The organism is Collimonas sp. GW821-FHT02H07, assembly GCF_059421505.1.
Genome location: NZ_JBWKVC010000015.1, coordinates 13,413 through 37,045 on the forward strand (window position 1 = coordinate 13,413; position 23,633 = coordinate 37,045).

25 protein-coding genes, 1 tRNA gene, 1 pseudogene and 1 riboswitch are annotated in these 23,633 nt (G+C 60.0%); of the genes and pseudogenes, 13 read left to right on the forward strand and 14 right to left on the reverse strand.

Annotated features, from left to right (window positions below; translation table 11 throughout):
- The first annotated feature begins 495 nt into the window (after positions 1–495).
- Entirely contained in the window at positions 496–768 is a 273-nt protein-coding gene (locus AC07V8_RS20630) for a fucose-binding lectin (RefSeq protein ID WP_494680062.1), read from the forward strand.
- 263 nt (positions 769–1,031) lie between these two features.
- Here the strand turns inward: AC07V8_RS20630 and AC07V8_RS20635 are convergent.
- The 9 genes from AC07V8_RS20635 to AC07V8_RS20675 all read right to left on the reverse strand — a co-directional run bounded on the left by AC07V8_RS20635 (position 1,032) and on the right by AC07V8_RS20675 (position 7,441).
- Positions 1,032–1,107 (reverse strand) — tRNA-Lys (locus AC07V8_RS20635).
- 89 nt (positions 1,108–1,196) lie between these two features.
- Positions 1,197–1,943 carry a tol-pal system protein YbgF gene (ybgF, locus tag AC07V8_RS20640; protein ID WP_494680081.1) on the reverse strand — a complete coding sequence of 249 codons (747 nt, stop codon included), beginning with the start codon at positions 1,941–1,943 and terminating at the stop codon, positions 1,197–1,199.
- A gap of 2 nt (positions 1,944–1,945) precedes the next feature.
- On the reverse strand, positions 1,946–2,464 hold the full coding sequence (pal, locus tag AC07V8_RS20645; RefSeq protein WP_211444727.1) for a peptidoglycan-associated lipoprotein Pal: 519 nt from the start codon (positions 2,462–2,464) through the stop codon (positions 1,946–1,948).
- Between the two features lie 51 nt (positions 2,465–2,515).
- A complete protein-coding gene (tolB, locus tag AC07V8_RS20650) occupies positions 2,516–3,799 on the reverse strand; it encodes a Tol-Pal system beta propeller repeat protein TolB (RefSeq protein WP_494680061.1) in 1,284 nt (427 codons plus the stop codon).
- 3 nt (positions 3,800–3,802) lie between these two features.
- On the reverse strand, positions 3,803–4,735 hold the full coding sequence (tolA, locus tag AC07V8_RS20655; RefSeq protein WP_494680060.1) for a cell envelope integrity protein TolA: 933 nt from the start codon (positions 4,733–4,735) through the stop codon (positions 3,803–3,805).
- A gap of 10 nt (positions 4,736–4,745) precedes the next feature.
- Positions 4,746–5,177, reverse strand: coding sequence for an ExbD/TolR family protein (locus AC07V8_RS20660; RefSeq protein WP_494680059.1), 432 nt, complete (start codon positions 5,175–5,177; stop codon positions 4,746–4,748).
- On the reverse strand, positions 5,177–5,878 hold the full coding sequence (gene tolQ, locus AC07V8_RS20665) for a protein TolQ (protein ID WP_494680058.1): 702 nt from the start codon (positions 5,876–5,878) through the stop codon (positions 5,177–5,179). The genes AC07V8_RS20660 and tolQ overlap by 1 nt, the downstream gene beginning before the upstream one ends.
- A gap of 280 nt (positions 5,879–6,158) precedes the next feature.
- On the reverse strand, positions 6,159–6,605 hold the full coding sequence (gene ybgC, locus AC07V8_RS20670; protein ID WP_494680057.1) for a tol-pal system-associated acyl-CoA thioesterase: 447 nt from the start codon (positions 6,603–6,605) through the stop codon (positions 6,159–6,161).
- 89 nt (positions 6,606–6,694) lie between these two features.
- Positions 6,695–7,441, reverse strand: coding sequence for an SDR family oxidoreductase (locus AC07V8_RS20675; protein ID WP_494680056.1), 747 nt, complete (start codon positions 7,439–7,441; stop codon positions 6,695–6,697).
- A gap of 289 nt (positions 7,442–7,730) precedes the next feature.
- Between AC07V8_RS20675 and AC07V8_RS20680 the strand changes: the two genes are divergently transcribed.
- From AC07V8_RS20680 to AC07V8_RS20730, 11 genes are all read left to right on the forward strand, one after another.
- Positions 7,731–10,082, forward strand: a complete 2,352-nt coding sequence (locus AC07V8_RS20680) for a TonB-dependent receptor (protein ID WP_494680055.1) — start codon at positions 7,731–7,733, stop codon at positions 10,080–10,082.
- A 132-nt stretch (positions 10,083–10,214) separates the two neighbouring features.
- A riboswitch (ZMP/ZTP riboswitch) is annotated at positions 10,215–10,342 on the forward strand.
- A gap of 87 nt (positions 10,343–10,429) precedes the next feature.
- A complete protein-coding gene (gene glyA / locus AC07V8_RS20685) occupies positions 10,430–11,677 on the forward strand; it encodes a serine hydroxymethyltransferase (protein ID WP_168230657.1) in 1,248 nt (415 codons plus the stop codon).
- A gap of 210 nt (positions 11,678–11,887) precedes the next feature.
- Positions 11,888–12,355: a transcriptional regulator NrdR gene (gene nrdR / locus AC07V8_RS20690; protein WP_061942946.1), complete on the forward strand. Its 468-nt coding sequence runs from the start codon at positions 11,888–11,890 to the stop codon at positions 12,353–12,355.
- Between the two features lie 95 nt (positions 12,356–12,450).
- Positions 12,451–12,993 (forward strand): GspH/FimT family pseudopilin, encoded by a 543-nt coding sequence (locus AC07V8_RS20695; protein ID WP_494680054.1) that lies wholly within the window; start codon positions 12,451–12,453, stop codon positions 12,991–12,993.
- On the forward strand, positions 12,987–13,898 hold the full coding sequence (locus AC07V8_RS20700; RefSeq protein ID WP_494680053.1) for a PilW family protein: 912 nt from the start codon (positions 12,987–12,989) through the stop codon (positions 13,896–13,898). The genes AC07V8_RS20695 and AC07V8_RS20700 overlap by 7 nt, the downstream gene beginning before the upstream one ends.
- Before the next feature lie 109 nt (positions 13,899–14,007).
- Positions 14,008–15,093 (forward strand): bifunctional diaminohydroxyphosphoribosylaminopyrimidine deaminase/5-amino-6-(5-phosphoribosylamino)uracil reductase RibD, encoded by a 1,086-nt coding sequence (gene ribD, locus AC07V8_RS20705; RefSeq protein WP_494680052.1) that lies wholly within the window; start codon positions 14,008–14,010, stop codon positions 15,091–15,093.
- A 16-nt stretch (positions 15,094–15,109) separates the two neighbouring features.
- Positions 15,110–15,733 carry a riboflavin synthase gene (locus AC07V8_RS20710; RefSeq protein WP_494680051.1) on the forward strand — a complete coding sequence of 208 codons (624 nt, stop codon included), beginning with the start codon at positions 15,110–15,112 and terminating at the stop codon, positions 15,731–15,733.
- A gap of 14 nt (positions 15,734–15,747) precedes the next feature.
- The gene (locus tag AC07V8_RS20715) at positions 15,748–16,404 is read left to right on the forward strand and encodes a Pr6Pr family membrane protein (RefSeq protein ID WP_494680050.1); all 657 of its coding nucleotides are present in this window, start codon (positions 15,748–15,750) and stop codon (positions 16,402–16,404) included.
- 138 nt (positions 16,405–16,542) lie between these two features.
- On the forward strand, positions 16,543–16,866 hold the full coding sequence (locus tag AC07V8_RS20720) for a hypothetical protein (protein ID WP_230427523.1): 324 nt from the start codon (positions 16,543–16,545) through the stop codon (positions 16,864–16,866).
- 134 nt (positions 16,867–17,000) lie between these two features.
- A complete protein-coding gene (locus AC07V8_RS20725; protein ID WP_098493700.1) occupies positions 17,001–17,225 on the forward strand; it encodes a hypothetical protein in 225 nt (74 codons plus the stop codon).
- A 152-nt stretch (positions 17,226–17,377) separates the two neighbouring features.
- A complete protein-coding gene (locus tag AC07V8_RS20730) occupies positions 17,378–18,973 on the forward strand; it encodes a GMC family oxidoreductase (protein WP_494680049.1) in 1,596 nt (531 codons plus the stop codon).
- A gap of 490 nt (positions 18,974–19,463) precedes the next feature.
- Here the strand turns inward: AC07V8_RS20730 and AC07V8_RS20735 are convergent, their stop codons facing one another.
- The 5 genes and pseudogenes from AC07V8_RS20735 to AC07V8_RS20755 form a co-directional block, all read right to left on the reverse strand.
- A complete protein-coding gene (locus AC07V8_RS20735; protein WP_494680048.1) occupies positions 19,464–21,236 on the reverse strand; it encodes a M14 family metallopeptidase in 1,773 nt (590 codons plus the stop codon).
- 278 nt (positions 21,237–21,514) lie between these two features.
- Positions 21,515–21,811, reverse strand: coding sequence for a 4Fe-4S dicluster domain-containing protein (locus tag AC07V8_RS20740; RefSeq protein ID WP_494680047.1), 297 nt, complete (start codon positions 21,809–21,811; stop codon positions 21,515–21,517).
- A complete protein-coding gene (locus tag AC07V8_RS20745) occupies positions 21,804–22,115 on the reverse strand; it encodes a hypothetical protein (protein ID WP_494680046.1) in 312 nt (103 codons plus the stop codon). The genes AC07V8_RS20740 and AC07V8_RS20745 overlap by 8 nt, the downstream gene beginning before the upstream one ends.
- An 18-nt stretch (positions 22,116–22,133) precedes the next feature.
- A complete protein-coding gene (locus tag AC07V8_RS20750) occupies positions 22,134–22,706 on the reverse strand; it encodes an RNA polymerase sigma factor (RefSeq protein ID WP_494680045.1) in 573 nt (190 codons plus the stop codon).
- Positions 22,707–22,792: 86 nt separating this feature from the next.
- Positions 22,793–22,903, reverse strand: a pseudogene (locus AC07V8_RS20755) (VOC family protein); the annotation flags it as partial.
- A gap of 137 nt (positions 22,904–23,040) precedes the next feature.
- Between AC07V8_RS20755 and AC07V8_RS20760 the strand changes: the two are divergent.
- On the forward strand, positions 23,041–23,436 hold the full coding sequence (locus AC07V8_RS20760; RefSeq protein ID WP_494680044.1) for a DOPA 4,5-dioxygenase family protein: 396 nt from the start codon (positions 23,041–23,043) through the stop codon (positions 23,434–23,436).
- Positions 23,437–23,633 lie beyond the last annotated feature (197 nt).

The window sequence follows — 23,633 nt, forward strand, 5'->3', positions numbered from 1 at the left end:
ATTAGGCCTTCCGAAGCCGCATGTCAGTGGGGGGATTTACTACGATTGCTTCGTCATGCTCCCCCATAACGATGCGCAGGATCTGCGCTTCGTTTGACTCAAAATGCGTTTTCAGCAGCCAAGAGGGATCGGCGATGCATGATCCTTGTCGACCAGATTACATTGTTTCTCATGGGAAATAAATAGTGTCTATGAATTTTCTCTGACTGGCGGCAAGCCTGGGACAGCCGGCGTTTGCGAGGGAAGGGGCTGCAGTTTTGGCGGGCTGTTGCCAGAATTTGATGACGCATCATTTCTCATCCAACCCAACGGTATTGACCCCGGATCCAGCGCTCGCAAGATTGTGCCTGCATCCGCTAGCTGCGAAAGTTGACAGGTATTTATTTCGCTGGTCGCTTGCTACTCTGAATGAGCATCATCACAGTGACGCGTATGTCGTGATCGCTGAAGTGTTTTAGTTCGTCACTTTACTCAACTCATCCTAGGAGTTTAAAAATGTCAACTCAAACTGCCGCCGTTTCGTGGGGAACCAGCTCGCCGTCGATCCGTGTTTATACTTCCAATGGTTCTACAATCACTGAACGTTGCTACGACGGATCGAAGGGTTGGTACACAGGCGCCTTTAAGCAACCAGGTGAAAATGCCTCTGCAACCTGCTGGTTGAACGGAAGCGCTATCCATATCCGCGTCTATGCAACCACGGGTAGCCAAACGACCGAGTGGTGCTGGGATGGCGAAGGCTGGTACAAGGGCGCCTACACCGGCTAGTTTTGTGCCGACGAAGCGCGAAATTGATTTGACGAGGCTCACAGAAATGCGGGCCTTTTTTGTTTTTAATTTCTGTGCATGCGTTGCCGCATGCTAACGACAAATGTCGTTCGAAACAGTCAGGTTGAGCAAAGCGAATAGAACAGAAATGAACTTGCCAATTCAAATTTTGCGGAACTGGAACTGGTCAAGAATTGCGGAACTGAGTAGAGGCAAAGAAAAAGGCCCCCATTGCTGGGGGCCTTATCTGTACTGCTTATTCGTGGTAGGCCGTGCGGGATTCGAACCTGCGACCAACGGATTAAAAGTCCGCTGCTCTACCAGCTGAGCTAACGACCCGAAAGACCGCTATTATAGACAAAGTGCATATCAGGTGTCAAACCCATATGCGCTTTTATTTACGAAATCCGCAAAATAATATTCGGCGCCTACTTCAGCGTGGCCAGACGCTCTTTTGCCGTCTGCGCTGCCGGCGTGTTGGGGTACTGCGACAGCAGTTGTTCCAATGCGCGCTTCGACTGCGGCTTGTTCTTCAGCTCGGTGTAGCTGCTGGAGATATTCAGCAATGCATCCGCGGCCTTGGGGTTGTCGGCATATTTGGCGACGACCACCTGTTGGGCTGCAATCGCATTCTTGTAGTCGCGCAGAGCATAGTAGGCATTGCCCAGCCAGTATTGTGCCGATGGCGCCAGGCCTGAGTCGGGGCTGCTGCGCACGAAGTTGGAGAAGGCCGTGGCTGCACCCTTGTAGTCGCCGGACTTGAAGGTCGCCAGCGCTGCGTCATAGGCTTTCTGATCGTTGGCGCCGATGTTGACTTCCTGGCCGTCGACGCTGACCTTTTGCGGTTCCAGCTTGCGCAGGCGCGTATCCAGGTCGACGTAGAAATCTTTCTGGCGCTGCTGCGTGTTGGCCAGCTCATTGGTGAGCACTTCGATCTGTCCGCGCAGCTTTGCCAGTTCCTGATTCAGGCGCTCATTCTGGTCCGACAGGCTGAGCGAACTGGTTTTGTCCGCCTTGGCGTCGACCCGTGCATTGACCGCGTCAATCTTGGCGCGTATGTCCAATATCGCCCGACGTGCTTCATCGTCGTCAAACAGCCCGGCGTGGGCGGTCGGAGCGGAAAAAACCGCGGCCAGCATGGCCGCGGTCATCGTAGCTTTGAAGAACGTCCGCATCATTATTGATAAACGATATCTGAACGGCGGTTTTCAGCGTAGGACGCTTCGTCGCTGCCGAGGGCCTTAGGCTTTTCCTTGCCCAGCGAAACTGCTTCGACCTGGGTGTCGGATACGCCTAACAATACCAGTGCCTTGCGAACCGCTTCAGCACGTTTTTGTCCCAGCGCCAGGTTGTACTCGCGGCCGCCGCGGTCATCGGTATTGCCTTGGATGATGATCTTGCGGTTCTTGTGGCTGTTCAGGTACTGGGCGTGCGCTTCGACCACCGACTTGAACTCGTCCTTGACGATGTAGCTGTCGAAGTCAAAGTAGATGCTGCGCTTGGAGAGGATGCCGCCTGGCTGGTTCAGCGGATCGCTGGAGCCGGCGTCAACCGTATTGACCGAACGTGCGTCTGCGCCGGTGGCGCCGCTATCGACTACCGGAACCGCTTTGTCGTCCAGCTTGACAGGGGACGAGCAGGCAGCCAGCAAGATGGCGCTAGCGACGATAAGGGCAAAGTTTCTGATATTTAGCATTTTTTAATTCTCCAGAGTGGGAAACGAACGTCGATTCAAAGTAAAACCTGATTATTTCATGAAAGGACCCCAAGTAGGCTCCCGTATATCGCCTGCCTGCATAGTTAAACGCTGTTTCACGCGGCCGTCAACCGAGACCACTGCCAACGAACCGCGGCGCCCTGATTCCGTGGCGTACATGATGTATTTACCGTTGGGTGAAAAACTTGGGGATTCATCCTTGACCGTATCCGACAAACGCTGCTCCTGGTTGTTGCTCAGGTCCAGCGCATACAGCTGGAAGCGGCCGCCGCGCTGCGAAATATACGCCAATGTCTTGCCGTCCGGTGAAATCCGCGGGCTGATGTTGTAGCTGCCGCCGAAGGTCACGCGCTGGGCCTCGCCGCCGTTGGCGCTCATCTTGTAGATTTGCGGGCCGCCGCTGCGGTCGCTGGTGAAGTAGATGCTCTGGCCGTCAGCCGAGAATTGCGGTTCGGTGTCGATGCCGTTGGTCTGGGTCAGGCGGCGCAGGTTGCCGCCGTCGCTGTTCACCACGTAGACCTGGGTCAGGCCGTCGCGCGCCAGCGCAATCGCCAGCTTGCTGCCGTCCGGCGACCAGGACGGCGCCGAGTTGCTGCCCTTGTAGTTGGCCACCACGATGCGCTGCTTGGTGATCAGGTTCTGCACGTACACCACCGGCTTCTTTGCTTCAAACGAAACGTAGGCCACCTTGGTGCCGTCCGGCGACCAGGCCGGCGAGATGATCGGCTCGTTGGAACGCAAGGCCACTTGCGTGCCTTCGCCGTCGGAGTCGGCTACTTCCAGCCGGTATTCCTTGCCGGCCTTGATGATGTAGGCGATGCGGGTAGCGAAGGCGCCGCGCGCGCCGATCAGTTTTTCGTAGATGTCATCGGCGATCTTGTGGGCGGTAACCCGCGTGTACTGTGGCGCGGCAGCCATCGCCAGGGCCGACAGCTGGGACGATTTGACGGTATCGAGCAAACGGTAGCGCACATCGAAACGGCCGTCGGCCAGGCGCTGCACGCTGCCGACCACCAGGGCGTCGGCGCCGCGCGCTTTCCAGTCGGGCAGGTTGACCTGGCTGGCTTCGGAGATGACGTCGCCGGTATCGATGATCTTGAAGAAGCCGCTGCGCGCCAGGTCGGCCTTGATGATGGCGGTGACCTGCTGCGGCGCCAGGTTTTCATCGCTGAAGCCGGCGATGGCGATCGGGATCTGGCTGGCGCCGACGCCGGAAGTTTCGATGCGCAGCTGGGCGCTGGCCGGGACGCTGGCAACCAGCGCGCTCACCGCAAGTCCGAGGACTGCGAATATTTGATGCAATTTGTTTTTCATGGCTTACTGATCTTTCGGTCTATGAGTTCCGATAAAGCTGGATGGTACAGTACCGGTCTTGTCTTTCGGATAAGGCGCCGATTTCTCGATCGCGCGTTTCACCGCTTCGTCAAAGCCGGATACCCCGGAGGATTTCTTCAGTCGGATGCTTGCCACCGAGCCGTCGGGAAGCAATTGGACATCGAATTGCACGTCAGGGTTTCCGGCCAGGCTTTCAGGCACATTAAAGATGATGTTCGACTTGATCTTGGCGCCTACCTTTTGTCCATAGCCAGGATCGCCGCGCGGCCCTTGCGACTGGGCAGCGGTGCCGCTGCTGTTGGCGGCGCCGTTGCCGACCGCCTGGCCCAGCATGCGCTTCATTTCATCGCTGCGGCGCTTGGTTTCAGCGGCGGCATCGGCAGCCTGTTTCTTCTTGGCGGCGTCGGCTTCCAGTTTCCTGGCAGCGTCCTGCTTCTGCTTTTCCTGGGCAGCGGCCTTGTCCTTGGCGGCTTTTTGCTCGGCTTCCGCTTTCAGCTTGTCCTTGCGCTCTTCCTCGGCTTGCTCTTTTTGCAATTTCTGTTGTTTTTCGAGCTCTTCCTGGCGTTGCTGGTCCTTGCGCTCCTGTTCTTTGCGCTTCTTTTCCCTTTCCAGGGCGATTTCAGGATCCGGCTGCGGCGGCGTCACCACCTTCGGCGGCGCGGTTTCCTGCACCACCGGCTCCGGTTTCGGCTCGGGCGTCGGCTGCGGCACCGGGGTCGGCTCCGGCGCCGGCGGCGCGGCTTCCTTGATGTCCGGGCTCCAGACTTCAGCCTCCACGGCGATCGGCTGCTGGCTCTGCCAGTGAATGCCGAACCACAGGAATGCGAACAGGACGGCATGCACTGCCGCTGCTAGGATGATGGCGCGGATGCTGCCGGGTTCTTTTGGTACGGAATACGGGGAGTTGCCTGTCATAACCAGATCGTCACTTTGTCGCCAGTCCGACGCGGTTAATGCCAAGCATCTTGGCCTCGGAAATGACCTGGATCACTTCATCGTACTTGATGTCCTTGTCGGCCGAAATCATCACCGGCATGTCGGGCTTGTCGGCGTGCAGGGCTTGCAGCTTGCGTTTCAGGCCGTTGCGCGGAACCGTTTCAGCGACGCTGGTGCCGCTCTTCTGGCCGTTGATGCGCACGCTGGTCTGCTGCTCAGGCTTCAGGGTGATCTCGATATATTCGGTCGGCGGCGTCGCCGATTTCGCCGCATTCGGCAAATTGATGACGCTCGGATTGGTGAGCGGCGCCGAGACCATGAAGATCACCAGCAGCACCATCATCACGTCGATATACGGGACGACGTTGATTTCCGCCTTGAACTTGCGGGGGCGGCCACCGCGCATGGAAGAGCCGGACATTAGCGGGCCTGACGCTGCAAGATGTTAGAGAATTCTTCGATGAAGCTTTCGAAGCGGATCGCCAGGCGGTCGACGTCGTGCGAGAAGCGGTTGTAGGCAACCACCGCAGGGATCGCGGCAAACAGGCCGATGGCGGTGGCGATCAGGGCCTCGGCGATACCCGGCGCGACAGCTGCCAGGGTGGCTTGCTGCACATTCGCCAGGCCGCGGAACGCATTCATGATGCCCCACACGGTGCCGAACAGGCCGACGTAGGGCGACACCGAGCCGACCGAGGCGAGGAAGGCCAGGTGCGATTCCAGCGCATCCATCTCACGCTGGTAAGCCGCGCGCATCGCGCGCCGGGCGCCGTCCAGCAAGGCGGCCGAATCGTTGCCGCCTTTGTTGCCGAGCGAAGCCTTGACCTTGTTGAACTCGTCCATGCCGGCTTCGAAGATGCGTTCCAGCGCACCGGTCCGGCTCGCGCCCTTGCGGCGGTTGGAGGTGGCGTCCTGGTACAAGGTAGCGAGGTTGCCGCCCGACCAGAATGCACGTTCGAATTCTTCCGTCTGGCGGCGGGCGCTGCGGATCGCGAACATCTTGCGGAAAATATAAGTCCAGCTCATCACGGAAACCGCCAGCAGCAGCGCCATGACCAGCTGTACTAATACAGATGCGTTGGTAATAAGGGTGATAAACGAAAGATCTTGGGTGACAGTCATGGATAGCGGTCTTGAGGAATGGTCTTAGGTTTAAGTAAAAGACTTAAACAGTGAATTGTAAACGTAAAGTGCTTGCCGCAATATCTGCGGTGGGGCAGGCAATCTTGCCGGGCGCTATCGCTTTACTCCAAGTTCGCTGCAACGAAGCTTCAGACCATGCTTGCCTGAGGAAGGTTCATTGCACTGCAAAAAATTGCTTTTCAGAACCATAAGAAGCGGACGCCCTGGCGCGGCTTTCATCTCATTGCCTTAGCGAAAGGCGTGCCGGCGCTGGACCAGGTTAGGCTTTGGCAGCGGCTTTGATGTTCTCCAGCACCTGCCTGGGAATGCCGCGCGGCCGGAACGTGTCGGTGCCGACGCACACCACGGTGATGCGGCCGGTGCACATCAGGGTCGGTTCGCCTTCGCCGACGCGCCAGGCTTGCTGGACGAAGTCGACGCCGGCCCGTCCGAGGCGTTCTATCACCACGGTCAGCTGCAGCTCGTCGTCCAGCTTGGCGGGCGCATGATAGTCGATGCTGGTGCTTTTGACGATGAAGATGGCGCCGTCGCTTTGTTCCAGCGCATGCTGGCCGATGCCTGCCGCGCGCAGCCATTCGGTGCGGGCGCGCTCAAAGAACTTCAGGTAGTTGGCATAGAAAACCACGCCGCCGGCGTCGGTGTCTTCATAGTACACACGGATGCGCCAGCTGAAATCGGCATGCGGGTCGGAAAGGGGGATGCTCATCGGTGCTGTTGCTTTAAGTTGTCTGGCGGAAATCTGAGGCAGGGCCTGGCAAGGGGGGCGCAAACGCCCACCCATGCGATCATGCTTGGCTAATTGCGTTTGATGCTCATGCCGGCGAAACCCTGGCAGGTCGGCATCATTTCAATGCGGTTGATGTTGATATGCGGCGGCAGGGTGGCGACCCAGAACGCGGTGTCGGCGATATCGGCCGGCGTCAGCGGCTGCGTGCCTTCATAGACCTTGGCAGCCGCTGCGTCGTCGCCGCGGTAGCGCACGTTGGAGAACTCGGTGCCGCCGCACAGGCCGGGCGCGATATCGGTGGCGCGCACGCCGGTGCCGACCAGGTCGGCGCGCAGGTTCAGCGTGAACTGCTTGACGAAAGCCTTGGTGGCGCCGTACACATTGCCGCCCGGATATGGATATTCGCCGGCGATCGAACCGAGATTGATGACGGTGCCGCGGCCGCGCGCCACCATGCCTGGCAGCACCAGGCGGGTCATGGTCACCAGCCCTTTGCAGTTGGTCTCGATCATGGTTTCCCATTCTTCCAGCGAAGCCTGCTGCGCCGATTCCACGCCCAGCGCCAGGCCGGCGTTGTTGACCAGGACGTCGATTTCCTGCCATGCCGCAGGCAGGGCCGCCAGCGCGCTGCTGATCGAGGCTTTGTCGGTGACATCCATGACGATAGGCAAGACTGCCGCGCCCAGCTCGGCTGCCAGCTGGTCCAGCCGGTCCTTGCGGCGGCCGGTAGCAATGACCCGATGGCCGTTCTTGGTGAATTTACGCGCCATTTCGGCGCCGAAGCCAGCGGTTGCGCCGGTAATCAAGACAATCATGGTCAATGCTCCTGTTGTTGCGGTGTTGGTCTAGCCGGAAATTGTAGCCCAATTCGGCGGGCGCGCCGTTGACAAACTGGGCAGGCATGGGCCGGGGCGGCCGATCCTGCGCTTTCATTGCAGTCTCAACCATGTTTGCTTTGGTGCAAGTTGCACCAGAACATGACAGCAGACGTCGGCGGCGCGATCGATTCTGGCGGATTTGATGAAAACTTGCGTGGCATAAATATTGCTGAAATGGGATCTCCAGCGCTGGGTATTGCTGAATGTTATAGGGGAGACCACAACGATGACAAAGAAACGCTATTCCGGAAATTTGACTTGCGCGCTTGCCATGGCCGCCGCCTCGTCCACCTTGTGGGTGGCCGGCGCCGCCGCCCAGCAGCTTGCCGACGGCGCCGCCGATGCGGCTGACGCACCTGGCGCAAAAAAATCGGCGCGGGCCAGCGAGCAGATCGAATCGGTGCTGGTCACCGCGCAAAAGCGCAAGGAAGATGCGAGCAAGGTGCCGCTGAGCATTTCGGTGATCAGCGGCGAAGATCTGCAGGCCTCGCATATCAACGATTTTTCCGATCTCACGCGGGCCATGCCGAATATTTCGTTCTCCGGCGCCAGCGGCTCCGGCGCCGGACTCAGCAATATCGAAATCCGCGGCATCAGCTCGGCGGCCGGCTCGGCCACGGTGGGCGTCTACCTGGACGATGTCTCGATGACCACGCGCAATCTGTACAGCCTCGGCAGTTCCGAACCAAAGTTCTTCGACATCGACCGCATCGAAGTGCTGCGCGGTCCGCAGGGCACCTTGTACGGCGCCAGCTCGATGGGCGGCACCATCAAATTCATCAGCAACCAGCCCAACCTGAAGGAGCGCGAAGCCAGCGTCTACTCGGAAGTGTCGGGGACCGCCGGCGGCGGCACCAACTATACCGTCAACGGCGTCGTCAACCAGCCGCTGATCCCGGGCGAACTGGCGCTGCGCATCGGCGTGCAGACCGGCCATCAGAGCGGCTATATCGACCAGGTCTCGCCGGCCACCGGCAACGTCATTGCCAGCGGCATCAATTCGCAGGATTCCAGCGTGGTCAAGCTGGCCATGAAGTGGGCGCCGACGCCGCAGCTCAGCCTGACGCCGTCGGTGTTCTACCAGGAAGTCAATTCCAAGGATATCGACGCCTCCTACCTGGCCCTGCCAAAGAACCAGACCGGCAAGCTGGTGCGCGAGCCGGGCAACGACCGTTTGCTGGTGCCTAGCCTGACGGTCAACTACGACATGGGCATGGCCGACCTGATTTCGGTCTCCAGTTTTTACCAGCGCACCTTCAACCGCACTCAGGACGGTACTACCGTCAACAACCTGGGATTTGCGGTACCGGCTACGCCACCAGGCTTGGCGGCCGCGATCGGCGCCTTGCCGTCGGCGGTCTACCTGCAAAACCAGGTGCGGCAATTCTCGCAAGAGTTGCGCGTCACTTCCAAGCCGTATGACCAGAAGGTCTCGCCATTCACCTGGCTGGGCGGGGTTTACTACGCCAACCTGCATACCAACGTCACCGACAACGAGCCGATTTTCGGCCTCAATGCGACCTATGCGGCGTTCGGCGCCAATCCGGCCGATCCGGGCCAGCTCGGCATCGCCTTTCCCAACGATAATTCGTATTTCAGCGAACGCCACTACCATACCGAGCAAGAGGCGGTCTTCGGCGAGCTGAACTACTATTTCATGCCTAGCCTGCACGCCACGGTCGGCATGCGCTACCTGCAAGCCACCGACAGCCTGAGCCGCAACGGCGATTTTTACTGGAACGGCGGCCCGACCAGTTCCTCTGTCACCAGCAAGTCGTCGGCATTTACGCCGAAGTTCTCGCTGAGCTGGGAAGTCGATCCCAACAACACCGTGTACACCTCGGCCACCGAGGGCTTCCGCTTGGGCGGCAACGACCGTCCGATCCCGGCTTCGCTGTGCGCGGCGGATTTCAACAATCTCGGCATCACCGCGGCGCCGACCTCGTTCAAGTCGGACAAGCTGTGGAGCTACGAGCTGGGCAACAAGTCGCGCCTGCTGGGCAACCGCCTGCAGGTCAATGCCGCCTTGTTCTACATCAAATGGAATGGCTTGCAGCAGGATATCCAGCTGCCGGGCTGCGGTTTCGACTATGAAACCAACGTCGGCAACGCCAGCAGCTATGGCGCCGAGTTCGAGATCAAGGCCAAGCCGACTTCGAATATCGTTCTCGGCCTATCGGGCGGTTATACCAATGCCACCTTGTCATCGGATGTGCCATCCCTGCATGCGCATGCAGGCGACCAGATCCAGGGCGTGCCTAAATACAACGCCACCCTGACCGGCCAGTACAATTTCAGCCTGCCCGGCGATTACTACGGCTTCGCCCGTGCCGCCGCCCACTGGACCGGCAGCAGCCACGGCACCTTGGTGGCGACCGATCCGGATTATCAGCGGCCGGCCTACAGCACTTTCGACGCCAGCGTCGGCGCCACCTTCGACCGCTGGGAACTGACCTTGTTCGTCAAGAATGCCTTCAATAACGACAAGGTGATCCAGCGTCCTAACGTGCAGTCGGTATCGGAAGGCTATCGGCTTGAGCCGCGCACGATAGGGATCAGCCTGGCCGGCAAGATATAACCATCCATCGTCATTGTCTTTTTAGTAAATTTCATGCGCAAGCCGCCCTCCGGGGCGGTTTTTTTTATCCGGCGCCGAAGCCCGGGCCAATCTTGCTCAAATCGAGTGCTTCGCTTACAATAAGCGCACCATTTCGTCTCACGTGACTGGCGAAAAAACCATACCGCCGCAGGTCCAAAAAATCGCGGCAGGCATTGGCAAAAGGTGGGCATCCACCGGGAAGCGTGAGATTTCATCCGCCGTGCGCCTGGGCAGCCCGAATGGAAAGTACGACTGAGGCTGCCGCATTCCCCTAATTTTCTGGCCCTCATTCGATTTAGGCTCACCCTTATCGATTGGAGTATTACATGTTCGAGAAAAACCATACCTTAGCCAATGTCGATCCAGAATTGTGGAGCGCCGTCCAGAAAGAAAACCATCGCCAGCAAGAACACATCGAGCTGATCGCGTCGGAAAACTACACTTCGCCGGCCGTGATGGAAGCGCAAGGCACGCAGCTGACCAACAAGTACGCTGAAGGCTATCCAGGCAAGCGCTACTACGGCGGCTGCGAATTCGTTGACATCGCCGAGCAGCTGGCGATCGACCGCGTCAAGCAACTGTTCGGCGCCGAAGCCGCCAACGTGCAGCCGAACTCCGGTTCGCAAGCCAACCAGGGTGTGTTCTTCGCCATGCTGAAACCGGGCGACACCATCATGGGCATGTCGCTGGCGGAAGGCGGCCACCTGACCCACGGCATGGCATTGAACATGTCCGGCAAGTGGTTCAACGTGGTGTCCTACGGCCTGAACGAAAAAGAAGAAATCGACTACGAAGCCTTCGAGCGCCTGGCGCACGAAAAGAAGCCCAAGCTGATCATCGCCGGCGCTTCCGCTTACGCCCTGCGCATCGACTTCGAGCGCATGTCCAAGGTCGCCAAGGCAGTCGGCGCCTACTTCATGGTCGACATGGCGCACTATGCCGGCCTGATCGCCGCCGGCGAGTATCCGAACCCGGTGCCGCATGCCGACTTCGTCACCTCGACCACCCACAAATCCCTGCGCGGTCCGCGCGGCGGCATCATCCTGATGAAGGCCGAGTTCGAGAAAGCCATCAATTCGGCGATCTTCCCAGGCATCCAGGGCGGTCCGCTGATGCACGTCATCGCCGGCAAGGCAGTGGCGTTCAAGGAAGCGCTGACGCCGGAATTCAAGGCATATCAGCAGCAGGTGGTGAAGAACGCCGACGCCCTGGCGAAGACATTGATCGCGCGCGGCTTGCGCATCGTGTCGGGCCGCACCGAATCGCACGTCATGCTGGTCGACCTGCGCGCCAAGAAGATCACCGGCAAGGAAGCCGAAGCGATCCTGGGTTCGGCGCACATGACTTGCAACAAGAACGCCATTCCTAACGATCCGGAAAAGCCGTTCGTCACTTCCGGCATCCGTGTCGGCAGCCCGGCGTTCACCACCCGCGGCTTCAAGGAAGCGGAAGCCGTCAAGGTCGGCAACCTGATCGCCGACGTGCTGGACAACCCGCACGATGCAGCGACCATCGAAAGAGTCAAAGCCGAAGTCAAGAAACTGACTGACGCGTTTCCGGTGTACGCAGCTTAATAGCGTAGTCTGATGTGCTGACCGGCATGCCGTTATGGATGCCAGTCAGGGAAATCCTGGGCCCGTTGCAGCTTTAACACTGCACGGGCCCTAGTACCAAGTAAGCTCCTGTGAAATACCGGTTGTCAGCGACCGGTGCGTGGCCCCGAATAGGAATAATGTAGAGATGTCGACCCAGTCAGCCGCAATCACCTTCGGATTACTGCCATCATGAAATGTCCATTCTGCCAGCATGAAGAAACCCAGGTGCTCGACACCCGCGTGTCGGAAGAGGGCGATTCGATTCGCCGCCGGCGCCGCTGCATGCATTGCGACAAGCGCTTCACCACCTTTGAACGGATCGAGCTGGCGATGCCGGTGATCGTCAAGAAGAACGGCAGCCGCACCGATTTCGATCCGCTCAAATTGCGCGCCAGCCTGATGCTGGCCTTGCGCAAGCGGCCGGTCTCGGTCGAGGCGCTGGATGAGGCTTTGCAGCGCATCAAGGACAAGCTGCTTTCCAGCGGCGAGCGCGAAGTGCTGTCCGGCCACGTCGGCGAGCTGGTCATGCGCGAACTGAAACGGCTGGACAAGATCGCTTATATCCGCTTCGCCTCGGTCTACAAAAGTTTTGAAGACGTCGCCGAATTCCAGAACATGATCGAAGAATTCTCCGGACCGCCGAGCCGAAGGAAGTAATTGCTTAAATAAGCCAGCGCCGCGACTAGCGGCGCTATTTTTTTGCCAGAATGCTTGTCGGAAATATAACTTTACGGATAAGCAGGAGGCAGCTGATGTCCTTTCCTCGACCGCCTGGGCAGCTCTTGCCGCGACAGGGTGGCATAACGCTGGTGGAAGCCTTGGCCGTGCTGGCGATCATGGGCATTCTGCTGGCTCTGGCGCTGCCATCGATGCGCGCGTTTGTGATCCAGAACCGGCTGGCGGCGGAAAGCCGCCTGCTGATCGCCGCACTTACCCTGGCGCGCAGCGAAGCCGTCAAGCGTGGCCGCGCCGTGAAGGTCTGCCGCAGCAGCACTGCCGAGACGGATGGCGCGCGCTGCAGCGCCGCCGCCAGCGGCGATCGCGACGGCGCCGACTGGGCCGCGGGCTGGCTGGTGCTGGAGGCCGACAGCCGCCGGATACTGCTGCGGCAAGGCGCGCTCGACGCCAATACCCTGGCCCGTGCCGGCCGCGCCACGATTACCTATCACGCCGGCGGCGATGCCAACGGCAACTTCGCCAAGGTGGTCTTCAGCCACAAGGGCGAGTTTGCGCGCACGGTATGCGTCGCCGGTTCCGGCCGCATCAGATTCAAGAGCGATGGCAGCGAATGCTGAAGCCAGCGGCGCAACCTGGCTTTTCATTGGTGGAACTGCTGGTGGCGATGGCGCTGGGAGCGGCGCTGCTATTGTTGAGCACGACCCTTTATCTCAGCAGCAAAGCCGGCTTCCGCCTGAGCGATGAAAAGTTGCGGCTGCAGCAGGACGGCAGCCATGCCATGGGGTTGATGGAGCGGAATCTGCGGCAGGCCGGTTTCGGCAACCTGGTGTCGGCGGGTACGCCGGCGGTGACCGATTTCATTCAAGCGGACGGCCGGCCGGCGCAAGGCTTGCGCGGTTGCGCGCATGGCTTTGCCAGGCCGCTTGGTTCAGGCAAGGATTTTTCCTGCGGCAGCGGGCCAGGGACGGCGGCTTTTGAAGTCGCCTACCGGACTGACGATGATGTGGATTCGGACAGCGGCGCCGGGGTGGATTGCAACGGCAACCAGGTAGACCCGATGGCGGTGCCTGACGATCATCCGGCCCACCGCCTGAGGCCGCAGGTCCGCATCGCGCGCAATCAGTTCTTTGTCGCCAGCAGTCCCGACAGCTCCGTCAACGCCTTGTATTGCCAGGGCAATGGCAGCAACAACGCGCAGCCGCTGCTCAACAACGTCGAACAATTGCAGCTGATGTACGGCGTGGCGGCGGCGGGAGACGCGACGCCGGGCCAGCTGCTGGACGCCAGCCAGGTCGCGGCGTTGTCGGAGGACCAGCAGGCCAACTGGAAACGCGTGGTCAGCGTCCGGCTGTGTTTGCAGATCCGCGGCGAGCAGATGTTCGCCGCCGCGCCGCAACACTACCTCGATTGCGACGGCGCCGCCCGGGTAGCGGGCGACCGCAGCCTGCGCCAGGTATTCATGCGCACCGTCACGCTGCGCAACCAGGCCGCCGCCAGCCTGGCTCCGCCGCCGGCGCCATAACTGCCTAAACTCCCTATCCGATTTAAATTCGCTGGCGATACGGCATATTTTGTACAATCAATACATCTCCCCTTTCCGACGGTTTACCTATGATTTTCGTGCTCACCCCATGACCCAGGCTGAAATCTTCATGTCGCAGGCCTTGCAGCTTGCTGAAAACGGCCGGCTCTCCAGTTCGCCCAATCCCGCCATCGGCTGCGTGATCGTCAAGGATGGCCAGCTGATCGGCAGCGGCTTTACTCAGCCGCCGGGCGGCAACCATGCCGAAATCCAGGCCTTGCAGGATGCCGCCGCCAGGGGCCACGACGTGCGCGGCGCCACGGTGTACGTGACGCTGGAGCCGTGCAGTCATTTCGGCCGCACCCCGCCTTGCGCCGATGCGCTGGTGCGCGCCGGCGTCGGCAAGGTGGTGGCAGCGCTGGAAGATCCTAATCCGCTGGTGGCCGGGCAGGGCATGGCGCGCCTGCAGGCGGCCGGCATCGCCGTCGAGTCTGGCGTGCTGGCGGCGCCGGCGCGCGAACTGAATATCGGTTTCTTTACCCGCATGCAAACCGGCAAGCCCTGGGTCCGGCTCAAAGTGGCCGCCAGCCTGGATGGCAAGACCGCGCTGCATAACGGCCAGAGCCAGTGGATCACCTCCCAGGCGGCGCGCGACGACGGCCATATGTGGCGCGCCCGCGCCGGCGCCATCCTGACCGGCATCGGCACCGTCAAGGAAGATAATCCCCAGCTCACGGTGCGCACCGTTAAGCTGGCGCGGCAGCCGTTGCGGGTGATTGTTGACAGCAAGCTAAGCATCAGTCCGGACGCCAAGATCCTGATCGGCGGCGGCAACCTGATTTTTACCGCGACTGCCGATGCCGCCAAGCAAGCCATGCTGGAGCAGCAGGGCGCCGAGGTAGTGGTGCTGCCGAATTCCGGCGGCAAAGTGGATTTGCCGCAAGTTATCCTGGAGCTGGGCAAGCGCGAGATCAATGAACTGCACGTGGAAGCCGGCTCCAAGCTGAACGCTTCCCTGATCCGCGAGCATTGCGTGGACGAGCTGCTGGTCTACCTGGCGCCGGCCATCCTGGGCGACGGCCGTGGCATGTTCGGCCTGCCCGCGCTGGAAAACCTGCAGGATAAAATTGCCCTGAAATTCCACCAAATCGAGCAAATCGGCGAGGATTTGCGTATCCTTGCACGATTCCATTAATTTTTTGATTGCTATCATGTTCACTGGTATCGTCGCCGCCGTCGGCAAAATCACTTCCGTTAAACCACTGGGCAGCAGCGCTGATGACGGCGTCCGGCTGGCGGTTGACGCCGGCGGCCTGGCGCTGGCCGACGTCGCGCTGGGCGATTCGATTTCGCTCAACGGCGCCTGCATGACGGTGGTCGCCAAGACCGAGAACACCTTTGAAGTGGACGTCTCGCGCGAAAGCCTGAACCGCACTGTCGGCCTCGACGCCAGCGGCGAGATCAACCTGGAAAAGGCGCTGACCCTGGCCGACCGCCTCGGCGGCCATCTGGTGTCGGGCCACGTCGACGGCCTCGGCCGCGTCGAAAAATTCGAGCCGGTGGGCGAGTCCTGGGAACTGGTGATCAAGTCGGCGCGCGAGCTGGCAAAGTATTTCGCCTACAAGGGGTCGGTGGTGGTCAACGGCGTCTCGCTGACGGTCAACCGGGTCGACGACGTCGCCGACGGCTGCCTGTTTTCGATCAACCTGATTCCGCATACGATCGAAGTGACCGCGCTCAAGCATCTGCAAGTCGGCAAGCAAGTCAACCTGGAAGTCGACCTGATCGCCCGCTATGTGGAACGCATGCTGAGCCTTGACCAGGGCGTCGCTTGAATCCAGGCCCGACCATGAATAAAAATACTGCCCTTGCGCCGCGCTTGCTGCTGCTCCTGATCGCCCTGATTGCGTGGTTTGCCATCATTGCGCAATTCTCGATTTCGATTCCCTTGCTGCTGTCTCAGGGCATGACTTATGGCGAGGCGGTGTGGCGCATGTTCGGCTACCTGACCATCCTCACCAATATACTGGTCGCAGTGGCCTGCAGCGTGCTGCTGCTGAAACCGGACTCGCTGCCCGGCCAGTATTTCTCCCGGCCCGGGGTGCAGACGGCGGTGACCCTGTACATCATCTTCGTCGGGCTCGGCTACAACCTGCTGCTGCGCAACCATGCGCCGTTCACCGGCCTGCACCGCTTGTCCGACGAGGGTTTGCACACCGTGGTGCCGCTGCTGTGCGTACTGTACTGGTCGCTGTATGTGCCGAAGCAGGGTTTGCAGGCGAAGGACAGCTTGCTGTGGCTGATCTATCCGCTGGCGTATTTCGTGATGGCGATGCTGCGCGGCAGTTCGTCCGGCTTCTATCCTTATCCTTTCCTGAATGTCGACAATCTGGGCTACCCGCGGGTGATGGGCAATGCCGTCATGCTGCTGGCGGGGCTTTTTCTGATCGCCCTGGGGATGGTCTTTGTTGCCCGGTTCAAGCGCAGCGAGCTGGCGGCCGATTAGCTTCCGGCTGTGCCTAAAATGCCACGGTTTGGCCATAGCGATACATGTTGTTACAGGCCTTACGACTTCTGCGTGGCGATGTGTCCGGAATTTAGGTTAAATATAGTTATGTTTAACCCAGATACATTGAGAACTGCCATGAAAAAGACCATGCGCGTTACCTTGCTTGGATTGTTTGCCGCTGCCGGCCTGATGTTTTCGGCGGCGCCTGCCTTTGCCGGCGTCAACTGGTCGGTGAATGTCGGCGTGCCGGCTTATTATCCGCCGCCACCGGTCTATTTAGCGCCGCCGCCGGTCTACTATGCACCGCCGCCGCCAGTCTATGTGCGTCCGGCGCCAGTCGTAGTGTATGGCGCTCCGGGCTACTATCCTCCAGGCTATTATGGCTATGGCCGTCCGGCCTACTGGCGCGGACGCGGCTGGCACGATCACTGGCATGACCGCGGCGGCTGGCGTCGCTGATCTTGCCGCACCGGCCGGCAAGATCAGCAATATAGTGCGGCGTGACTAAAAACAGACACGCTGCATTTTACTGTATGCATATACAGTAGTTATGGTACAGTTCAATCTTCTTCAACGAGATTGGAATTGCTGCCATGACGAACTTGGATATTACCTCCGGCTCCCGCTTTGGTATGGAGTCTACCCCTTCCTCAATCATGATGCGTTTCGGCAAGCGCGAGTTGTTCATCTGCCGCGATTTCTACAAACGCCTGTACCGAAGCAATCCTGTGGTCGAGTGCAATGCCGGCATCCAGGCCGGACACCTGGAAATCCTGCTGTTTCGCAAATGGCTGGTCGTCATGTCGAAAGCACACTGAATCCTCTAGGTATTGCATTGATCCTTTTGCGTAATTGAAACAATTGCTCTAGCTCACCACGTAGCGTGATTTTCCCGTAGCTGTTAAATTTGTTGCATCGGTTGGCTAAGCCTGCTGCACGCAATGCCTATAACAAGACGGGGAGACGCGACGTGGATGAAGAGTTCGACTTTGTGGTGGTAGGCGGCGGTTCTGGCGGTTGCGTGATGGCAGGGCGCCTGACGGAAGATCCGGCAGTGTCGGTATGTCTGCTGGAGGCTGGCGGCAGCGGCGACAGCTGGGCGGTGAAAATGCCGGTCGGCGCGGTCAGCATGGTGCCCACCAGGCTCAACAACTGGGCCTTCGAGACGGTGCCGCAAGCCGGCTTCAACGGCCGCCGCGGTTATCAGCCGCGCGGCAAGACGCTGGGCGGTTCCTCGGCGATCAACGCCATGGTCTACATCCGCGGCCATCGTTCCGACTACGACCACTGGGCGCAGCTGGGCAACAGCGGCTGGGCCTTCGACGATGTGCTGCCATACTTCAAGAAATCAGAACATAACGAACAGTTTTCCAATGCCTGGCACGGGCAGGACGGTCCTTTGTGGGTCAGCGACCTGCGCACCGACAATCCCATCCACCAGCACTATCTGGAAGCCGCGCGCCAGGCCGGCTATCCGCTCAGCACGGATTTCAACGCCGAGCATCAAGAAGGGCTGGGCATATATCAGGTGACGCAAAAAAATGGCGAGCGCTGGAGTGCGGCGCGCGCCTATCTGCTGCCGCATATGGGGCAGCGCAGCAACCTGAGCGTGCAAACCGGCGCCTATACCGAGCGCCTGATCATGCAGCAAGGGCGGGTCGTCGGCGTCGAAGTGCGGCAGGGCGGCCAGCTGCGCACTTTGCGCGCGCGGCGCGAAGTGATCCTGTCGGCCGGCGCTTTCCAGTCGCCCCAGATCCTGATGCTGTCGGGCATAGGCGACGGCACCGAGCTGCGCAAGCTGGGCATCCAGGTGCAGCACCATTTACCCGGCGTCGGCAAGAATCTGCAGGACCATCCCGACTTCGTGTTTTGCCATAAGTCGGACAGCCTGGATACCTTCGGTATTTCCGCCAGCGGCTCGCTGCGCATATTCAAGGAACTGCAGCGCTTTCGGCATGAACGGCGCGGCATGCTTACCAGTAATTTCTCTGAATGCGGCGGCTTTTTGAAGACGCGTCCGGAGCTGGCGGCGCCGGATCTGCAGCTGCACTTCGTCATCGCCTGCGTCGAAAACCACGCCCGCAAACTGCATCTGGGACACGGCTTTTCCTGTCACGTCTGCCTGCTGCACCCGCGCAGCAAAGGCGAGGTCAGGCTGCGCAACACCAATCCGCAGGATGCGCCGCTGATCGACCCGAATTTTTTCGGCGATCCGCAAGACCTGGAAGATATGGTGGCCGGCTTCAAGATGACGCGCAAACTGCTGGACGCGCCGGCGCTGGCCGCCTATAGCAAACGCGATATACGCACCGCGGGAGTGGAGTCGGACGACCAGATCCGCGACGTGCTGAGGACTTACACGGATACGGTCTACCATCCGGTCGGCAGCTGCAAGATGGGCACCGACCCGGCCGCGGTGGTCGATCCCACCTTGAAAGTGCATGGCATACAGGGTTTGCGGGTGGTTGACGCATCGATCATGCCGACCCTGATCGGCGGCAATACCAACGCGCCGACCATCATGATTGCCGAAAAGGCCATGGATTTTATCCGGCAGGGGCGGTGATGTCATCGCTACGCGAAATCCACCTGAGCAACAAGTTGTATCTGTTTGTGTGGGTGCAAAACAACGCTATGTTGCGGCGCATGATGACTGTTAAAGTTTTTTAGCTCAGTATCACTTTCACGCAAAAAAGAGTCCATCTCTCTAGAGGTGAGGAGACAGGGAAAGCCCGCATCGTTAAAGATAGCGGGCTTTTTATATGGGGAAACGGGAAAGTCGGCGCCGTGTTATTCACGAAACTGATAGTAGGCATCAGAAATAAGAATTGGCCATATGCGCAGCGTTTTTATATGCTGCAATGCATCAATACTGATTCTATTCTTTCGGAGCCCTGCCATGACCTTTCTTCAAACTTTGCCGCTGCTGGCCGTTGTCGCCGCTTTTGCCCTGCGTTTCTACCTGTCCCGTAAAGCCGGCGGTTCGCAAGAGTAAATCGTTGCTGCGCCGGCAGTCATTCCGGGCGCAACAACAAAACCAGCGTTCAGCGCCGTTTTCACCCCGGCACGACATCGGTGCGCAGCACCGGGTACAGATTGAACCGTTCATCCCAGGAAGAGTGCCTGCGCGCGAAGAACTCCAGCCGCGCTGCCGGATCCTTGGCGAATTCAGGATCGTCGGCCAGCTTCTTCTTGAACTCCGCCGCCAGCGCAGGATCCGCCGCCAGTTGCGCGCGCGCGACGTCTTCCGCTACATACGCTTCCATATATTCCTTCTTTTCGAAGGCATTGTTGAATCGGCCCCAGGCTGCCAGCGAATCCGGCGCCTGCGGCTCCAGCAAAGCCATCACCAGCCGTGCCTTGGCCTGCGCGATCGGCACGAACAAGGCGCCGGCGCCGAGCTCGCGGGTTTCGGCATGCCACGCGCCCTGCAGCTTGAGCGCCTGATGGCTTTCCATCGACTGCGCATCAAACGTGGTTTTGGTGGCGCGGAAGGTTTCCAGCTCGGCCCGGTTCAGCGCCGCGGGTAACACGCGGAAAGCGATCCCGTGCTGCCGCAGTTTTTCCCCGACCCAGGCGGCGTGCGCCGCCGGCACCAGATAACCGGCCCGCGGCGCGTTGACGCTCAGCTCCGGCTGCAGGTCGTCGCGCACCGCGACATTCCAGATCTGCGGCTTGCTCTCATCGTAGCGCGTCATCAGCGCACCCGAGATGTCCGACTGGGTGCGCGTATATTCGTAACCGCGGAACGCCACCGGGCGGGTCTTTTCGCTTGCCTCATAGCTCAGTGCAACCGGCTGGCCGGCCAGCTTGGCAGCCCGCTGGTCAGCCTGCTGCGCCGTCTTTAGCCAGGCGTCGCCGTGCGCGGCGATCTGCGCCATGATCGAGACGATGGTGTTGTGGGTGATGCGCACGCGCGTCGGATAATCTTTCCAGGAATGGGTCTCGACCAGCATCCCGAAGCGGTTGCGCAGATGAAAATAGCCAGTGGAAAAGCGCGGCGGCGAGACGCCGTCGACAAAGCCGGAACTAGGGTCGTCGTCGACCTTGAACGACATGTAGAACGGCAGCGGCAGCGAGCCCTGTTTGCTCAGGTCGCTGATCACGGCGTCGCGCAGCGCCTCGCCATCCTTGCGCTGGGCGAGGTCGCTGGCGTGCACCGGTTCAACCTGGATCGAGACGTCATGTTCGAACTTGGCGCCGTCGGTGACGTGCAGGTCGATATAGGCCAGCGGATCCCACTGGTTGACCAGCTTCAGCATGGCCTGCATTTCCGGCGCATCGGCTTTCGCATAATCGCGATTGAGGTTGAAGTTCTGGCCGGTGGTGCGCCAGCCCATCTCTTCCGGACCGCGCTGGTTGGGACGGTTCCAGCGGCCGAAGCGCTCATGGCCGTCGATATTGAAGACTGGCACGAAGACCAGCACCTGCTTGCCGAGCGGGCTGTCGGCGGATGTATCCTGCAAGGCTTCGCGCAAAGCCAGGAAGCCGGCATCCTTGCCGTCGATTTCGCCGGCATGGATACCGCCCTGCACCAGCAGCACCGGCAAGCCGCGCTTGTGCGCCTGCTCTGCGCTGAGCGCGCCGCTGCGCGAGACGATCAGCGCCAGCATGGGGCGGCCCTCCGGCGTACGGCCGAACTCGGTGCAGCGCACCTGCTTGGGATACGCTTTCTGGAAGGCGGCGCACAGCGCAATGACTTCTTCGTAGCGCCCGGTTTTCTGGAAACCGGAGCGCTCGGCGATCGTGCTCAAGGGATCGCTGGCGGCGTTGACGAGGGGAGTGACGGTGAGGGCAAGCAAGGCGGACAGCACGGCAGAACGCAGCATGAATCGGGCTCCATTGGTTTGGACGGCATCCGTGCAGTGTTTCGTAGCTAATGACACTTTATAAACGGCGTCTGGCCGACCGCGTCTTTTCGCGCCATGCGTCGTTGCAAATCCTCGCGATAGTCTTACTATCGCTCCGGTTCGCGCGGGGCGGCCATCCGCCTAGCCTGACGCGAAAATCCACCATTTCTAAAGCGCCATTAGCTACGAAACACTACACGAGCGGAATGTAGCTTCGATTTTAGCGCGCCTGCTGAAATATTGCTTGGAGGCACTGATCAGGCCGCCCTGGTCAGGCTGATCGCTTTTTCCGGACAGGCTGTCACACACAAGCCGCAAGCGCGACAAGCGTCGGCATTCGGCGTGTAAGCCACCTGCATGCCGTGCACCCGCAGCTTGAACTTGTTCAGCGGCCCCAGCGGCTGGTAATCGGCGGCGTCGATGCGGCGGATTTCAAACACGTTTTCCGGACACACCGCCACGCAATCCGCCTTGCCTTCACAGCGCTTGAAATTCACCAGCGGCACGATGACGCCGGGCGGCTGCTTGCAGTGTGCTGAAACCGGCTTACTCATGCCATTTACCGCGGCCGCGGAACATGCGCATGCCATCCTTGAATTTTTCTTTTTCCTCTTCCGTCATCTGTTCCCAGCGCCGGCGATGATGGCCGCCATGCCAGCCGCCACGGCCGCGGAAGCCGCCGAACAGGATGCGGCACAGGACCAGCAGGCCGATGGCGCGCAGGTAGTCGATCTGCTGCGCGCCGGCGAACAGCGACGGCAATAGCCAGTTCCACAGCGACATCACGATCCAGCCGAGGACGGCGATGCCGAGCAAGACCAGCAACGCGATTTTCAGGAACTTCCATTTTCTGTCCATCTTCATTTCTCCTTCATATTACAAATCGAATTCGTCATAGATTTCTTGCAGGCGCTGGCGCAGGTGCAGCACGGCGTAGCGCTTGCGCGCCAGCAGCGTGTTGACGCTCTCGCCGCTCTCCGCCGCCAGCTCCTTGAAGCTGCGCCGCTCCAGTTCGTGAGCGATGAATACATCGCGCTGCTTGGGCGGCAATTCATCGAGCGCGTCATACAGCGCCGCCAGCAGCACGCTGCGCGCATAGGCCGCTTCCGGGCCGGCGTCGGCCTGTGGCAGCAGCTCGGCTATGCCGATGTCCTCGTCGTCTAGCTGTTCCGTGTCCGGCAGCTGCTGCTCCCTTTTCTTGCGGAAGCGGTCGACGATACGGTTGCGCGCCACCCGGAACAGCCATGCGCCCACCTGTTCTATCGGCTCAGGCAGCCGGCTGGCTTCGACCAGTTCGTGGAACACTTCCTGCAGCACGTCTTCCGCCTCGTTGGCATCGGGCATGCGCTTGCGGATGAAACTGCGCAACCGCGCAGTTTCGCGCAAGACGGTATCGGTGATTTGCTTGTCGGATGCGGCCATCAGGTCAGGGGTCAGCGTCGTTGCCATACTGTGAAGACGTATCACAGGCGGAAATATTGTATTTGCCGGGGATTTACATGCCGGCAGGCGGAGCTTGACCCGGGGCGGGGATATTGGGCGAACAACTGCTTCAGGTCCTTGAATGCCTTGAATTCAAGCGCATTGCCGGAAGGATCGTAAAAGAACAATGCGGCCTGTTCGCCAGGCTCGCCCTTGAAGCGGACAGTCATGGCATCTCCGCGCTGAGCATTTGATGGGGAAGGAGGGGACAGGATAGGTGATTCAAAATGCGCTGTAAAATGATTTGCGTCTCAGGCTAGTCGCGGCAGCTTCATCATATAACCTTCAAACTGAAAACAACATGAATGATCAAAACGCTCCTTATCACGCCCATATCTACTACCAGCTCGATGAGCGCGCAGGCGCCGAAGCCTTGCATCGGCGCCTGAGCGGACTGAAAGAACCTGCAGGCGCTGCACCGATTCTTTTTGTCGGGCAGCTGCGGGACCGCAAGGTCGGACCGCATCCGATTCCCCAGTTTGAAATCCATTTTATAAAAGCGGACCTGGAAGCAATTGTTCCCATCATCGAGTCCTCGGGGCTGACGGCGCTGGTGCATCCGCTCACCGACGACGACCTCGCCGATCACACCAGTCTGGCGCATTGGATAGGCGAGCCCATCGATCTTGATCTTGCGCCGCTCGATCCTCCCGGCATGAACAAGGGCGTCGCCCGTTTTGGGAAAACGGATTTCTAACGCTTAGGGCCTGTTAACATTTGATTTGTGAGTGCGAACGCGCGGCAGGCGTTACAGGCCTAGGCGCGACGACGCGACGTAGCGGTGCTACGGCAAGGAGTCGTAACGACGGCATGTGACGCCTGCAGCCGTTCCCGGAGGGTTCCCACCAAAACGTGCGCTGGCGGCGTTGCATGGCTTGCTGGGGCACCAGCCCC